Genomic DNA, 16,283 nt, shown 5'->3' on the forward strand with positions numbered 1-16,283 from the left:
CCAGGGCTTACAGCCAGCAAATTTATAGAGAGGGGTGGTAAACGGGTATACCGTACGGGTGACCTTGCGAAATGGCTGCCGGATGGCACCATCTATTATATGGGCAGGATGGACGACCAGGTGAAGATAAGAGGCAATCGTATAGAACCGGGTGAGATAGAGAGCTGTATTCTTGGATGGGGGCATGCGGAACAGGCGGGTGTAGTGGTGAAAGGAGATGGTAACCATAAGTACCTGCTGGCGTATGTAGTGCCGGGCGCAGGTTATAGCCGGGACGCATTATATAGTTACCTGGGTGCGCACCTGCCGGAGTATATGGTGCCGGGCATCATTATGGAACTGGATACTTTGCCGCTGACCAGTAGTGGAAAGCTGAACCGCAAAGCACTGCCGGAGCCGGTCATTGAAGCACCTAATTATGTGGCACCGGGTAGCGAAGTAGAGCAGGAACTGGCAGCTATCTGGCAGAAGGTGTTAGGAGTAGAGAAAGTAAGTGTCCATGATAACTTTTTCCGCATAGGCGGAGATTCTATTATGGCTATCCGGCTGGTGAGCAAAATTAATAAGCATTTTAATACGTCTTTATCAATAGCAGGGCTTTACCAGAATAACACGGTCAGCAAACTGGCTGCCACCCTGTTTGATAATACATATGAGCAGGCGCACATCACCGATAAATTACTGAATGAAATAGCAGCACTACAGTCTATAGCAGGGGAAGACGACACGATTGAAGAAGTGTACCCCATGAGAGATATTCAAAAAGGGATGGTGGCATTATCGTCCATCAATCCGGAGAGTGGCATGTACCATGATCAGTTTATCTATCATTTACCATCGGTGGATATAGCTGTGTTACAGCTGGCCTTTGAGCGCCTTGTAGAGAAGCATAGTACGCTGAGAAGTTGTTTTGACCTGACCGGTTTCAGCCAGGAATTACAGATCGTGAAGCGGACCGTACCAGTGGTAATTATTGAAAAAGACGTGCGGAATGAAGACCCGGAAGCTGCTGTTAAACATGTGATGGCAGCAGAGCGTAAAAGACCGTTTGATACCAGGCATGCGCCATTGTGGAGGATCCACCTGTTTAGATTGTCGGCAACGAACGATCTGCTGTTGTTCCAGTTTCACCATGCTATATTAGACGGATGGAGTGTGGCCTCCTTGTATACAGAGCTTTTCCAGGTGTATAATCACCTGTTGATAAACAGGCATTATAAGCCGGCTATGTTGCAGATAAGTGGCCGGCAGGCGGTCGTATCTGAGTGGGTAGAAAAGAACAGCAACGGGCATATATCATTCTGGCAAAATGAACTGAAAGGTTACCAGCGGTTGGGGCTTTTTACAAAAAGTTTTTATTATCAGACTTATTCCAAACAATATCAGCCATCGTTCAAAGCAGCATTGCTGGAAAGGTGTGCTGAAGACGGTATTCCACTGAAGTCGCTCATGTATGGCGCATTGGTGTATGTGATGCACCTCCTTTCAGGTGAAAATGATTTTGTGTTGGGCATGGTCAATAATAACAGACCTGTGGCTGAAGATGGAGACAAACTGCTGGGTTGTTTCCTGAATACAACCCCGGTGAGAAATAACTTTGGAGAGCTGGCAGGTAATACCATTGGCAGTTATTTCAAGGCTGTTGATAAAAAGTTGCATAGCCTGAAACCCTACGAAAGAACCACCTTATATGATATTGCGAAGGCACTGAATGAGAAATCGGCAGCCGACTCACCCTTCTTTGATGTACTGTATAATTACATCGACTTCCATGTGCTGAATGAGCTGGCAGGCAATAAAAATAGCGAGCCTGCTACGAATGTGCGCACTTTTGAGTCTACAAATACAGCTTTGGGATTGACGGTAAATGCCAGCGGTGAAGGGTTGGTGTTGACCTATACGCTGAACCGGGAACTGAAAATTGATTTTTCAGCAGCGCGGATACACCAATATGTAGAGGGGTTATTGGAGGCGTTCGTCCGGTCGCCAGGCAGGGAGCTGAAAACGTTGTGCCTTGTTCCGGAAGACGAGCAGCATACTTTATTATATACATTTAATAATACCCGGCATGCATTTGATGAAACGGCAACAGTGCTGGATTTATTTGCAGCAGAAGTAGCAAGGGTACCCGATCATACAGCGCTGGTATATGAAGGGGAAAGCCTCACTTACCGACAGCTGGATGAACGGTCATCTCAACTGGCGCATTACCTGGTTGGGCAGGGAGTGCAACAGGGCGACCTGGTTCCTTTATTCCTGGAACGATCGGCCGATATGATTATCGCCATTTTTGCAGTACTGAAAGCGGGAGCTGCATATTTGCCTGTGGATATTAATAATCCTCCTGATCGCATTTTATTCATGCTGGAAGACTGTGCTGCCAGGTTCGTGATAAGCAAAACAGCTTTCAATACATGGTTTAAAGATGCCGTAATAGCGCCTTTGTACCTTGATCTGGTAAATTATGCATCGTTCCCTGCAGCAATTGCTGCACATGCAAAAGACCCGCGGGCACTCGCCTATGTTATTTATACTTCAGGTAGTACGGGTAAGCCAAAGGGTGTACAGATCACGCATTATTCGCTGGTGGCAAGACTTAGTTTCTACAAGCGATATTACGCGCTGAATGAGCAGGATAAGATCCTGTTTTATCGTTCATTTAGTTTTGATGGGGCGATAGAAGAATACCTGCTGCCGTTTACGACGGGTGCTACCTGTATTATAGCCGGTGCTGCATTCAGGCAGGATGTATTTAGAAACATGATAACGTTTATTGAGACTTTCCGCATTACAAAGGTGAATATGCCGCCGGTATTGCTGCAGGATATCATTGAGTTATTGCCGGACGAGCAGGTTGACAGCATCCGTTCGCTCAGGCATGTAGTATCAGGTGGTGATAAGTTGAATGTAGAAGTGGTGAATAGTTTTTATAAAAAGATGGGAGCCGATACGCATATTAACCTCTACAATTCTTACGGACCTACAGAGAATACAATTGATTCTACCATATTAAAATGCAGCAGAGGCCTGAAGTATATGTCGATAGGCAGCCCTGTTGAAAATACGGCAGCATATATTCTGGATCAGCATGGACAGCTGTTGCCACTGGGTGTAGCAGGAGAGCTTTGTGTATCTGGTGCAGGCTTATCGACTGGTTACCTGAACAGGCCGGAACTGACTGCAGAGAAATTTGTGCCGCATCCATTTAAGGAAGGCGCATTCATGTACAAAACCGGCGACTTAGCCAGGTGGCTGCCTAATGGAGAAATTGCATTTATAGGCAGGATCGACAACCAGGTGAAGATTCGCGGGCACAGGATTGAACCGGGAGAGATAGAAGCGGTGGCCTTACAATCCGGATGCATCGATAATATCGTGGTGTTAGTGAAAGAAGATGCTTCTCTGCGAAAGTACCTGGTGGCCTATGTGATACCGGGAGAAGGATATGGGCAGGCACTGTTGTTCCAGTATCTGAAAGCGCATTTACCTGAATACATGGTGCCCGGCATGATCATAGAAATGCAGGAGTTCCCGGTTACCAATAACGGCAAGGTAGACAGAAATAGTTTTCCTGAGCCGGGTGAAAGAGTGATAGATGAGACGACCTATGTGGCGCCGGAAAATGATACGGAGCAGCGTATAGCAGCTGTGTGGCAACAGTTGTTGCACCTGCCGCAGATAGGTGTGCAGGATAATTTCTTTCAGCTGGGCGGAGATTCGCTGACGATTGTAAAGCTGCAGAATGGGTTACAAAAAGCATTTGACGTGCCTGTAAATATAGTGGACCTTTTTAATAATACGACGGTGCGGGAGCAGGCCTTATTATTCCGGCAGGAGGAGCGTCCGGTAGAAGAAGATGTAGCTGTAGAGACGCTCCGGTTTTAATATTCATTTAATAACATGTTAAACGTTGTGAAATGGTAGCGATAACAGGAATTTCGTTTGAGTTACCCGGCATCAATAGCTGGCGCGAATTAATAGCTTCGCTGGGGAGTAATGAAACATTTATTGGGGAGATGCCCCTGGGCAGGTTGCGGGATATACAGCACAGGTTTGGAAATGTAGAGATGGCGCATGCTGGATTTATGCAGCGCGTAGATCTTTTTGACAATGAATATTTCAATCTGTCAAGACGGGAAGCAGTGAAAATGTCTCCTGAGCAAAGGTTGTTCCTGACGCATGCGGTGAGGGCCTTTTATGATGCGGGGTATGGTGCTGCTGCGATAAGAGGATCTGATACGGGTATTTTTTATACAACGGGAAAGTCAGGCTACGATACATTCTGGGATGAGCCTTTGGGCGAGTTTGATGCGCTGGGTGGGATAGAAGGCACCAGATTAGCTCATTTAATGGATTTGAGAGGGCCTGCTATGGCTATCAATACATCCTGTTCATCATCGCTGGTGGCGGTGGATAGTGCCATTCTTAGTTTGCAGGCAGGGCAATGTGATATGGCGCTGGTGGGGGGGGTAAAGATTGCAGCACTGCCCCGGCATGTAGCGGCCCGGTCTACCGTCATGTCGAAGCAGCAGCAATGCAGACCGTTTGATGATGCGGCAGATGGCCTGATGAATGGAGAGGGTGTGATCTGTATTGTACTGAAACGATTGACAGATGCCGAAAGAGATGGTGACCCTGTTTATGCAGTGATCAATGGAAGCGCGGTGAACCATGGCGGAGCCCGGATAGCGAGTCTCACAGCACCCAGTGCAAAAGCACAACAGGAGGTAATATTGAAAGCCTGGAAACGTGCCGGTATTGATCCTGCTGGAATAAAGTATGTAGAGGCACATGGCACAGGTACGATATTGGGTGATCCTATTGAATATACAGGACTAAAGGATGCTTTTGCTGCAGGAGGCGCCTGTGCCATCAGCTCATTTAAAGGGCAGATAGGGCACCTTGATACACTCAGCGGACTGGCTGGATTACTAAGGCTGGTAGCTGCCATGAATGCAGGTGTGATTCCTGTACAACCTAATTTTAATACTCTCAACAGGCATATTGACTATGATGACCGGCTGGTGAAAGTGCAGACTACAGTGCAGCAATGGGAAAGTGTGAATGGGCGTAAAGTGGGTGGCGTGAGCAGCTTTGGGTTGACAGGTACAAATGTACATATCGTGCTGTCAAAAAAAGACCCGATTGAGGAAGCAGTACCAGACAGTGGATGGCACTTTTTACAATTGAGTGAATTGAATGCCGAAAGACTGGAAGGGTTGAAGTTATACATTGGAGAGGTATTGAATCAACTGCTGCCTGCGCAGCTAGGTGACTTTTGTAATAAGGTAAACAGGCTTTATCAACCGGCGCAGGTAAGTCAGGGATTTGTGTTTTCATCAGCAGAAAGTTTAAAGGCACAGTTGGACGAAAAAGCAAAGGTACCTGAAAAGACAGTATGGTATATACTTGACCTTGCATTATTGAAGTATGATAAAGAGGAGGTGTTGCACATCTTTAAAGAGAATAAATTGATCCGCCAGTATGTGGAGGCAGATAACCCATTACTGAATGTATTGTTCCAGTATGCCCTTTATCAATATCTGATAGCTGCATTGGGAGACCAGGTGAAGTTTATCACGAGAAAAGGAGAGGGAGTGCTGGACAGGCTGATACAAAAGAAACTGACAGTTGCAGACCTGATTGCGCAACCAGAGCTGGCTACAGAGGGTGCCGCTGCATTTAATGAAACGGCATTTGGAGAATTTATAGAAAGCAGGAACGGGTATGATAAGGTCATCCTTGTTGATTTTTCTGATGGAGATGTACAGCGCTTTAGCCATTTAAAATTGGAGCTGAAGGTGATCAGTGGCAAACTGGATGCATTTAACCGGTTTACCCTGTATGGGGAATTGTTAGCTGCAGGAAAAGAAGCGTTGCGGGGAGGTATCAATCCGTTGTTTACATCCCTGCAGTTGCCGTATTTTAACCTGAAACGGTTCTGGCCGGAGTCGAAGCAATTGAATGCTGTGACAGCCCGGGTAAGTGAAGTGGTAGCTGTCGTCGATATTGCGCAGGTAAAGGATACAATCAGGGAAATGTGGTGTAAAATACTTGAAACGGCAGTAATAGGAGACCTGGATGATTTCTTTGAACTGGGTGGCGATTCACTGGTGGCGTTGGAAATGATAAGAGGAGTAGAACGACAGTATCAGGGCGTAAAGTTTTCATACGAAGACATGTATGACCTGGCTACGATAGAGACGATTTCGCAGGCGGTAGTAACGCAGCTGCAAAACAAATTGCAGGGTTCTGAAAAAAAGGAGCCGGTAAAGGCGCAAATATTATCCGGGAAAGACAGGTATTTATCTTTAGTGGCGGCCACAGGGGAAGAGGCATTAAACAGGGTGGTGCCGGATAAAATTTTGATTACCGGTGCAACGGGTTTGGTGGGCGGTTTTTTAACGGCATATCTGTACCGGCATACCCAATCAACGCTTTATTGCCTGGTGAGAAGCCGTGATGAGGTAGCAGCTCATAAACGGTTCTGGGATATATTTAGCAGTAACTTCGGGATACCGGAAAATGACAGGATACAGGTAGTAGAGGGCGATCTGCTGCAGCCTGGCCTGGGCATTCATGTAGATGATGTACAGGCGGTATACCATGTAGCTGGTTCTCCTGCATTTGCCAGTAAGGTAAAGCCGGAGGAGCATATTAATTATATCGGAACCAGGCATTGTGTAGAATGGAGTAATACGCAAGGGGTGACCAGTTTCAATTTGATATCCACCATTGGTATTGTAGGTAAAACAATGCCGGACCACATCACAGATTTTTATGAAACAGACCAGGATGTGGGACAGCATACGGCCAGTTTGATACATGCTTCTTCCAAGTTGCTTGCAGAAGGATATGTGCGCAGTCATTTCAGGGGAGATGCGAGGGTATTCAGGTTGCCCAATGTGGGAGGTCGCTTTAAGGATGGCTTTATTACTACCGATGTAAGTCGTAATCTTATGTACCTGCGCATCAAAGCACTGGCTGATCTGGGCTGTTATTCCGACGAGATAGGGGTGTTGAGTTCCGGCATCAGTTTGCTGCCTGTAGATATACTGGCCGCAATGATAGCAGAAATATCATTTGCCGGCAGCAGCGTATTGCAGACCTATCACCTGAATACGGTGAGTCCTTTTACTATCGGGGAGCTGGTGCAGGCTTTTGAAAATAATGGCATTTACCTGAAGCGACTGGAACAAACTGAGATGTTGAACCGTATAGAGTCTTACAGGAAAGATGCGGGCATGAATTTATTTAATATAGGTAAAGTGGGAGCCGGAGAGAATAGTTATGTATTTCATAATGAGGCGAGCTTACGGTTAATTGAGAAACTGAAAATTCCCGGTGTAATAAATTATGAGCGGCAACAATATTTGAATAATATTCTTAAATTTTGCATGGTTAATAATTCCCTCAATCTTCAAATAACAGAAAAAGAACCCATATAATGAACCATTGTGGTTTTTGATGCACCCAGCCCAATATATTTTATAAACAGACAGACCTTTATGCAGAAACTAAAGAATAACCTGAACAAGGCTATTACACTGACAGTACTACCTATTTTTGTCTTCTTTTATTCGGAGGCACAGACGATTGAAAAGTTGACCGGAAGGGTCACAAATGGAACTCCTGAGCTGATTATCGGGAATGTGATCATACTTTCCGTTACAGATTCCTCCTTAATCAAAGGTGCGGCATTCCTGGAAAGCCATTTTGAAATAAGCGGTGTTAACCAGAAAGAAGTACTGGTGAAACTGAATTCTTTGCAGTTTCCGGATACCATCTTTAAGGTGAAATTTAACGGAAATCCAAATATAGATCTGGGTACAATTCGCGTGGGCAGCTCTAAGTTTCAGTTAGGCGAGGTGCAGATAACGAGTCAGCTGCCGCTGGTGCAGCGCAGACCAAACGGGATTGTGGAAGTGAATGTGGCCAAAACAGTATTGGCCAGCAGCAGCTCTGTAGAAGAGATCCTTTCCAGATCGCCGAATGTGGTGGTAAGTGATGAAGGAATTTCGGTGTTTGGAAAAGGGGAGGCCATTATTTACCTGAATGGAAGGCGAATTACTGCCGAGCAGATGGCGGCTATACCAGTTACACAGATTGTAAAAATAGAAGTCATTCCTAACCCGTCAGCGATGTATGATGCAGAAGGGAAAGCGGTGATTAATATAAAGACAAAAACAAATGCAGACGAAGGTATATTGGGATCATTCAGTCAGCAGGTGACCTGGTCTTCTTTTTCAGGTACGAGTGAGCAAAGTACGCTGAACCTGAATTACAGAAAGGGCAGGGTGTCGCTGGTAGGAAACTATAACCTTGAATTGGGGAAAGACAGAGAGATATTGCATACCACCAGAACAAGGCCGGCCGCGGACGATTATTTAAGCTCAGATCTTCGTACAGAATGGAAGCGGAAATACAATAATTACTCCAATTATAATTTAGGTGTACAGTACGATCTGGATGCCAAATCCAATATCTCTCTACAATATGACGGGTACCTGGAAGACCTGGGAGGATCGCAGCTGAGCAATAACACGATTAAGACAACGGACGAAGACAGCCGGTACAATAGTGGTATTGCAGTGGACCATCGTACGCTCAACCATTCGCTAAGATTGAATTATAACCGGGAAATTGATTCACTGGGTTCTACATTATTTGCGGGTACACAGTATTCCTATTTTAATTCGGATGTGGATGATTTTATCAATGAAGACGGAACTATTAATAGTAAGGATACATTTAGATTGCTGAATAACATAATAGCGCATAAGATCACGATATCCAGTTCACAGGTGGATTACACCAAAGTATTCAATGCCCGCAACAAACTGTCTATCGGCGCAAAGTACAGTTATGTGAATACAAATTCTGATACCCGTTTTCTGGTTGGAAAAAGTAAACCTGAGCTTACGCCGAAAGAGGACATGTCTAATAACTTTGAATATACGGAGCAGGTGCCGGCGGCGTACATTAGCTATGGCAGTACCATTGGGGCTAACCTGCACCTGGATGTGGGGGTAAGGAGTGAGCTGACGCATTATACACTCAATACCAGTGTGGGTGGCGGACAGGTGATAGAAGATAATTACGTTAACTTTTTCCCGAACCTGGGGGTGAATACTACACTGGACAACGGCCTGGGGCTGAGGGCTGCCTATACAGCAAGAATTACCAGGCCCCGGTATCAGTCACTGAATCCATTTTCCATTTATCAGGATCCATTCACCACGGTTGAAGGTAATCCTAATTTGATACCAGAGAAGTCGCATGCCATTGAAGGGGGCATCTCTTATAAGTCGCTCGACTTTGTAGCAGGGTATACCTATATCAAAGACCCACTGGATGCATCTGCATTAAGAGGGGATGATGAAAAGAGTTACGTGCTCAAACCTATTAACCTGGCAAAGAGCCATAACTTCAATGCTACATTGTCATTATCATTTACAAAAGGCTGGTGGACGTCGAACAGTAATGCGAGTCTGCGCTATGCGAAGTTGATTGATAATACATATAATTTTAAATTCAGCACGCCGAAGCCACAGGTGTATCTGTATACAAGCAATACGTTTAATGTAAATAGTCTTTTTAGGGTACAGTTGTTAGCCTGGTATATGGGCGCACGGTATAACGGTATTTTTTACAGAAAAGATTATTCCACTATTACATTGGGTATAGAAAAAGATTTGTTTAACAAGGCCCTGACCGTGAAGCTACTGGCCAATGACCTATTTAACAGGTATAAGCTGGAAGGCGATTATACCGTAGGCGCCACAGATGTATATTACAGAAGGGATTACGGGAATGATTATTTCAGATTTATGGCTACCTGGAATTTTGGAAAACTGAAGCAGACAAATTATAAAAACAAGTCTACGGGACAATCTGAAACTAACAGAGCAAACTAGGCAATCCATGAAACGTTTACTCCAATTAATTATACCGGTAACGGGCAGATCCGGGTTTATTTTTTATGTAGTGCTGGGTATCCTGTCGGGCCTGTGCAGTTTTCTTTTTATTAATACAGTGACCGGGGTATTGGGTCAGCTGATCAGTGATCAGTTTGCCGCGCCGGGTAAATACCTGTTGATTTTCGGGGCGATTATTCTATGTTTTATAGGATTGAGAAAGTTACTGTCTGTCGTAATAATTAAATTGTCTCAGCGCTTATTCTGGGATTTGAGAAAGCAGATTATCTCGCTGGTGCTCCGGTCCGGATACCAGGAGCTGGCAGCAAGAAAGACAGGAGTACATTCAGCATTAGTAAGTGATGTAAATATATTGACACAGGCGTCGCAGAGTATTATAGATTTTTTTACCGCGATGGTGTTGACGATTATTTGTTTTTCGTACCTGGCCATGTTGTCGTGGAAACTGTTTCTGATCACGCTGGTGGTGGCATTGGGAGGTATTGCTATATACCGGTTGCGTGCAGGCGTAAATATCCGAAATCTTCAAAAGGCACGTACACTGGAAGATCATTTTCAGGGCAGTTTTAATGCGATACTGGATGGGTTTAAGGAATTGTTTATGGACCCGGCCAAGGGAAAGGAGATCCTGGATAAGCAGGTGGTACCTGTTGCAGAAAAGGCGTATGAGAATAATTCAAAAGCATATATAGGTTTTCTCAATAACCAGATTACGGGGTATACGATGTTTTATACCCTGATAGCAGCGATACTGATTTATCTGAATGGGATACTTGAAGTGGAGGTGAAGCATACTGTCACTTTTGTGTTTACACTGCTGTACCTGCTGGGGGCTATTAATACTATTATGGTGCTGTTGCCTGCACTTGTGAGGGCGAAGGTGGCGGCAAACCGGTTGCTGGACCTGCGGGATAAACTGAAGGGGGAAGATCATCCGGAGGTAGCGGGTACGGATCTGATTTTTGAGGAAGAGCTGGAACAGATTTCAGTACAGCAGCTGGAATATAAGTATACAGGAGATAACCAGTCTTTTGGAATAGGTCCCCTGGACCTTGACATACAGCGGGGAGATGTCATTTTTATATATGGAGGCAATGGTAGTGGCAAGAGTACTTTTATTCATGCTTTACTGGGACTGCTGGTGCCTACGGCGGGTGTGGTGAGCTTTAATAACTTACCGGTTACAAAAGAATTGTATGGGGGGTATAGAAAGCTTTTTGCAGTTGTATTCAGCGATTTTTACCTGTTTGACAGTTTGCTGGGAATTGAAAATGTAGATAAAGAAAAGTTGAATTATTACCTGCAGTTATTCGAGATAGAGCGAAAGGTGAGTATTGACGATGAAGGTCGTTTTTCTACTACTGAGCTATCAACAGGGCAGCGCAAGCGGTTGGCCCTGATAGCAGCATTGCTGGAGGGGAAACCGGTGTTGGTGATAGACGAATGGGCGGCGGACCAGGACCCTTATTTCAGGAAGAAATTTTATACGGAGATCATTCCTTTGCTGAAGCAGGAGGATATTACAATAATTGCGATTACGCATGATGACAGGTATTATCACTGTGCAGATAAATTATTCAGGATGGAATATGGGAAGCTGATACCTGAAAGTATGGAAGTGTTTCAAAAGATGTAACTATGAAGCGGCCAAAATTATTTTTATTTCATTTTGCGGGTGGCAATTGTTATTCATATCAGTTTCTGACACCTTATTTAGCAGCGTTTGATGTAGTCGCAACAGAGTTGCCGGGGCGTGGCAGACGTATAAAGGAGTCATTGATACATGATTTTGATGCTGCCGCCATGGACTTATACAGGCAGGTAAGTAATAGTGTGCAGCATACCCCCTTTTTGATATACGGGCATAGTATGGGTGCTTACCTGGCATTGCGGGTGGTAAACCTGTTGGAAAGGGCAGGGAAATACCCGCATGCGCTGATCGTGAGTGGAAATGCGGGGCCCGGGTTGGAAAAGCCGGATAAAGTAATGCGTTATCAGCTGGACAGACCTGCATTTATAGAAGTGTTGAAGGAGCTGGGTGGCATGCCGGAGGAACTACTGGAAAATGAGTTGCTGTTTGAGATATTTGAACCTGTGCTGAGGGCTGATTTTGAGATTACGGAGCGGAACCGGATAGCGGAAGAAGCAGCCGTGCATGCGCCGTTGTTTGCATTGATGGGAAGTAGGGAAAATGATGTGGCGGATATAGATAACTGGGCGAGGTTTACAAAGGGGCGTTTTGAGAGAGCGGTGCTGAAAGGCGACCATTTTTTTATCAGGAATCATGCACAGCGGATGGCAGATATTATCACCAGATTGTATTACCATGAAGTGGGTATCCAGGGTTAAGTTTGAGCGTGCAGAGGGGGCATTTGAAGCGGCAATAGGTTACGTTAGTGTGGGCCCTTGTGAGGAAGCAGATTGTCTTCATCCGGCAGAGGCCGTGTATTATGCAGGATTGAAGGCTGATAAGCGGAAGGAAAGTTATTTGCTGGGCAGACAGTCAGCAAAATTAGCGGTGAGTGAATTAAGGGGTATTACAGACCACCGTACGATATGTATTGATGCTGGGGTATTTGGTTTCCCGGTGGTGCGGTGTGTGCAGGCTCCAAATGTGCAGGTGTCTATCAGTCATTGTGACGAAGCGGCTGTGGCAGTGGCTTTTCCGGAACATCATCCTGTTGGTATTGATATAGAAATAGTGAAGGCGGAGAATATGGACACACTGGAGAGTGCTTTGGTAGCATCAGATAGGGAGGTATTGCAGAAAGAGGGGTTAGCAACAGTGTTTGGATATACGGCGATCTGGGCTGCGAAGGAGGCATTGTCTAAGATATTAAAGACGGGGCTTACGCTGGACTTTGAAATGTTGAAGGTGCAATCCGTAGAAAGGGAGGGGGACATGCTGGTGTTCAGGTATAATTATTTTATGCAATATAAGGCGGTGGTATACCGGTATGGAAAGTTTGTAGTTTGCCTGGCTTTTCCCGGGAGGAGTATTATGGGGGGCTTCAAAATATAAGATTATATTAGGATAAGAGGTTATAAAGCAACCTTATTATTATTCAAACGTCTTTAATCAGGCAAATACTCATTTTATGAAGCGAAACCTGATCTTTTGGATACTACTGGTCTTCTTTATATCGGAATTACATTCACAGGGAAAACCACAAATACAGGCAATAATTGCAGGGTTGGACTCAATCCGGGTAGACCTGAAGATACCGGGTATGGCAGCAGCGCTTATGCAAGGAGACACCATACTTTTTGAAGAAGGGTTTGGATATGCAGATCTTGAAAATCATGTTAAAGTAAATGCAAATACAACTTTTGGGGTAGCATCCATTACAAAAACATTTACTTCTTCACTTATCATGCAACTGGTGGAACAGCGAAAATTAAGTCTGGATACGCCTATATCAGTTTATGGACAGAGGCTTGACAACCCTGATATTACTGTAAGGAACTTATTAACCCATACGTCTGAATGGGAGCCGGGTGCATATTATCAATACAATGGCAATCGATTTGGGGTATTAACACCTATTATGGACAAGGTTTCCGGAGTTCCCTTTTATGAGTTGATAATGGAGACAATAGTGATGCCGCTCAAACTATCGTCGACAGCGCCGCGAATATCTCTTTTCTCCTATTTCAATTTTATCCGGAAAGATAAGAATGCTATACCTTATTTTGAAACTACTTTTACACAACTTGCAAAACCTTATGTCCTGAATGATAAAGGGATGGTGGTTGCATCTCAATACTATAATCAATTTGGTGCATTTGGTGGATTGTTTACAAATGTAAAGGATCTGTTGAAATACTCTGCTGCAATAGACAAAAATCAATTTGTAAGTGCCGCCACTCAAAAAGAGATTTTTACGCCTAATAGGCTCAAAAATGGCAGTCTTTCGCCTTATGGGCTTGGGTGGTTTACGCAGACTTACAGAGGGGTTGATTTTTATTGGCATTATGGGCAGTCACAGGGTGAATCATGTTTATTTATAAAGGTACCATCACTCAAAATTACAATGGTGGTACTAACAAATACCGACAAACTTAGTCAGCCTTTTCAACTGGGGGATGGGGATCTCTTTATGTCGCCGGTAGGGCAATTGTTTTACAAATATTGTATCAGTCAGGACAGTCACCTGCTTCGGCTCGACTATCATCAGCCTGCGCAGACAATCTTAAATAGAATAACTACGGAGAGTTCTTATAAAGATTTTTATAGTAAAGAGTTAATCACGCAGGCAACCATGTCTCTTATAAATGGTGACAGTATAAAGGCAAAGCAATTTTATGAGATCTATGCGGGTCTTAATTTTAATCATAGGGAAGATATACCAAAGGGAGAGATTATTGCTGCGATTCAAAATGTAGGAGTGAATCAGGAGTTGACGAAAACAATTACGTTGTTAAAGCCTACATGGATACGGGTATATGGGGTTGGTGAAAATTGTTCCGGGAATTTTAGTTCATGGTGTGACTATGGCTGGATAGAGGATAATTCTGGTAAAGTAATCTGGCAGATGCAGGGACAGCCTGCAAGGCATGCTGGCGGAGCGAATAAAAATCAGCGGGTAGACCAGGAGATAGTGCTGCCTGCAGGTACGTATTTATTACGATATAAATCAGATGGGGGACATGCCTATAATAATTGGGATGCACCGCCACCGGATAATTTCTTTTGGGGAATATTACTTGTTAAAGAAGAGGCGAGGTTGTAGCTCCTTTTTCTTATTCCATAATGCAAATTGTCAATAAGTTATGTCATAAATGAGGCACTTTGCAGAATAAGTTCGTATATGGCGAAAAAGATAAAATAATAATATAACTTAGTAGGGATATGTTTTGTTTTCCTAATCAATAACCCATAATCCTACCACAATGAAAAGATTATTCCCTATTGCGCTCCTGGTTTGCGCTTTCTTTACCATGTCCGGTTTTTCAGTTTTGCCTGTTGGTCAATCTAACCTGGTGAAAGCTGCAGTTAAGCCAACTGAAAATCTTAGCTGGCCTATTACTGGTTCTACCCAGAGTTCTTTGGGTACAGTGACTTACAGTATCAGCGGTAGCGGAACTACACCATCTTACATTGTTTTTTATTCAGGTAGTAATGTTTACGGACCGTATACATGGACACAGGATTCCAATGGACAGTGGTCAAGTACCGGAATGTATGCGGCATTGAATATTAGTGGAGTGATTTTGGGTTTCCCCAATTCCAGTACTTACAATATTGAGTTTATCAGTATCTATTGATGATATTTTATTGTGATTGGTTTACTCTTCCTGGATATCAATATATCGGGGAAAGGTGGCCTCAAAATAGTTATAAAGCAGGAAAGCCGGAGATATTATCTCCGGCTTTCGCATTGTAAATATCCGTTTATAAAACAATAAGGTCATTTTTGTATAGTGTTGTAATCGCTGCGTCTTGCTATTAAGGATTTGTGTTTAGCAGATCATCAGCAACCTGCTCTGTCCGGATTTTTCCTTTGGTGCGCGGTGAACACAGGGAAGAACCTGACTTTCAGGATGATCAACCGCTAGCCTCCACAGATGACCAAGGCCTAAACTTATCGGACGTGCATTAGGTTTAGCCTGATAATGCAGATCAAAGAAATGTTCACTTAAAAATGATTCAAAACCTTCATCTGGCCCATGATATAGTTTTTTGAGCTCATCACGTATTTCTGGAATCAGTACTTTCTGTGTGCTTTGTGAATTTGGCAATATTTCACTCGACTCGCCATAGTAAGTGCATAAAAAGGTATCGGTTGGGATAGGAGAACGATCTACATGGAAAGAATAAACATCAGTTGGAAAAAAAGGGTAGGTATCATCCTGATCATAGTATTTGATCACATTAAGGCTTGGCGATGCACCATGCGCTTTTAATACATTGAAGTCATTTAATAGCATGTCACGGGCAAGTTGCCCTTGTTCACTCAACTGAAGTTCACGAAGTTCCTCTTGTTCAATTTCTGTTATATTTCCGCTTAGCGCTACTTTTTTGACAATCTCAGAAAAATCACCTGTTAGTTTACGCTTCCAGCAAATCGCATTAATTTCTCCATTAAATGGCGTAGAAACAAGGTCTTTAAAATTCGTGACACAGTGAATTTGATTCTCAGCAGGAGATAGATCTATCATAAAATTATGTGGGAGTTGTAGCTGGTCAAGCCAGGACAAAAACTTTTGCTAAAGATAGCAACAAAAAGTTAACAGGTAAAGTACGGGTTTTGATAAGAGGCAAACCTATCTAAGCTTAAAAAAAGATTTGTTATTGTATCAATTATCTTTAATTTAGTAGTCACGACTACTAAATTAAAAATA

Annotated in this window: 9 protein-coding genes; 8 read left to right on the forward strand and 1 reads right to left on the reverse strand. The window is 43.9% G+C overall.

Features of this window, described 5'->3' with window-relative positions; genetic code table 11:
- From ABDW16_RS26020 to ABDW16_RS26055, 8 genes are all read left to right on the forward strand, one after another.
- A partial coding sequence (locus ABDW16_RS26020; RefSeq protein WP_343673871.1) for an amino acid adenylation domain-containing protein occupies window positions 1–3,885 on the forward strand: 3,885 nt, incomplete at its 5' end.
- Between the two features lie 32 nt (window positions 3,886–3,917).
- Window positions 3,918–7,448, forward strand: a complete 3,531-nt coding sequence (locus tag ABDW16_RS26025) for a beta-ketoacyl synthase N-terminal-like domain-containing protein (RefSeq protein ID WP_343673872.1) — start codon at window positions 3,918–3,920, stop codon at window positions 7,446–7,448.
- 60 nt (window positions 7,449–7,508) lie between these two features.
- Window positions 7,509–9,917, forward strand: a complete 2,409-nt coding sequence (locus tag ABDW16_RS26030; RefSeq protein WP_343673873.1) for an outer membrane beta-barrel family protein — start codon at window positions 7,509–7,511, stop codon at window positions 9,915–9,917.
- A 7-nt stretch (window positions 9,918–9,924) separates the two neighbouring features.
- Complete coding sequence (locus tag ABDW16_RS26035) at window positions 9,925–11,574, forward strand: cyclic peptide export ABC transporter (protein ID WP_343673874.1); 1,650 nt, start codon at window positions 9,925–9,927, stop codon at window positions 11,572–11,574.
- 2 nt (window positions 11,575–11,576) lie between these two features.
- Window positions 11,577–12,287, forward strand: a complete 711-nt coding sequence (locus ABDW16_RS26040) for an alpha/beta fold hydrolase (RefSeq protein ID WP_343673875.1) — start codon at window positions 11,577–11,579, stop codon at window positions 12,285–12,287.
- On the forward strand, window positions 12,265–12,960 hold the full coding sequence (locus tag ABDW16_RS26045) for a 4'-phosphopantetheinyl transferase superfamily protein (RefSeq protein ID WP_343673877.1): 696 nt from the start codon (window positions 12,265–12,267) through the stop codon (window positions 12,958–12,960). The genes ABDW16_RS26040 and ABDW16_RS26045 overlap by 23 nt, the downstream gene beginning before the upstream one ends.
- 76 nt (window positions 12,961–13,036) lie before the next feature.
- Window positions 13,037–14,671 carry a serine hydrolase domain-containing protein gene (locus ABDW16_RS26050; RefSeq protein ID WP_343673879.1) on the forward strand — a complete coding sequence of 545 codons (1,635 nt, stop codon included), beginning with the start codon at window positions 13,037–13,039 and terminating at the stop codon, window positions 14,669–14,671.
- 160 nt (window positions 14,672–14,831) lie between these two features.
- Window positions 14,832–15,206, forward strand: coding sequence for a hypothetical protein (locus tag ABDW16_RS26055; protein WP_343673880.1), 375 nt, complete (start codon window positions 14,832–14,834; stop codon window positions 15,204–15,206).
- 195 nt (window positions 15,207–15,401) lie between these two features.
- Here ABDW16_RS26055 and ABDW16_RS26060 read toward each other — a convergent pair whose 3' ends face one another.
- On the reverse strand, window positions 15,402–16,100 hold the full coding sequence (locus ABDW16_RS26060) for a hypothetical protein (RefSeq protein WP_343673881.1): 699 nt from the start codon (window positions 16,098–16,100) through the stop codon (window positions 15,402–15,404).
- Window positions 16,101–16,283 lie beyond the last annotated feature (183 nt).

It is taken from the genome of Chitinophaga sp., assembly GCF_039596135.1.
In the GTDB taxonomy this organism is placed as follows: Bacteria; Bacteroidota; Bacteroidia; order Chitinophagales; family Chitinophagaceae; genus Chitinophaga.

Excerpts from the sequence above, each read along its gene's own strand:
- ABDW16_RS26025 (WP_343673872.1), top strand. The coding sequence starts at position 3,918 with ATGGTAGCGATAACAGGAATTTCGTTTGAGTTACCCGGCATCAATAGC.
- ABDW16_RS26030 (WP_343673873.1), top strand. The coding sequence starts at position 7,509 with ATGCAGAAACTAAAGAATAACCTGAACAAGGCTATTACACTGACAGTA.
- ABDW16_RS26035 (WP_343673874.1), top strand. The coding sequence starts at position 9,925 with ATGAAACGTTTACTCCAATTAATTATACCGGTAACGGGCAGATCCGGG.
- ABDW16_RS26040 (WP_343673875.1), top strand. The coding sequence starts at position 11,577 with ATGAAGCGGCCAAAATTATTTTTATTTCATTTTGCGGGTGGCAATTGT.
- ABDW16_RS26045 (WP_343673877.1), top strand. The coding sequence starts at position 12,265 with ATGAAGTGGGTATCCAGGGTTAAGTTTGAGCGTGCAGAGGGGGCATTT.
- ABDW16_RS26050 (WP_343673879.1), top strand. The coding sequence starts at position 13,037 with ATGAAGCGAAACCTGATCTTTTGGATACTACTGGTCTTCTTTATATCG.
- ABDW16_RS26055 (WP_343673880.1), top strand. The coding sequence starts at position 14,832 with ATGAAAAGATTATTCCCTATTGCGCTCCTGGTTTGCGCTTTCTTTACC.
- ABDW16_RS26060 (WP_343673881.1), bottom strand. The coding sequence starts at position 16,100 with ATGATAGATCTATCTCCTGCTGAGAATCAAATTCACTGTGTCACGAAT.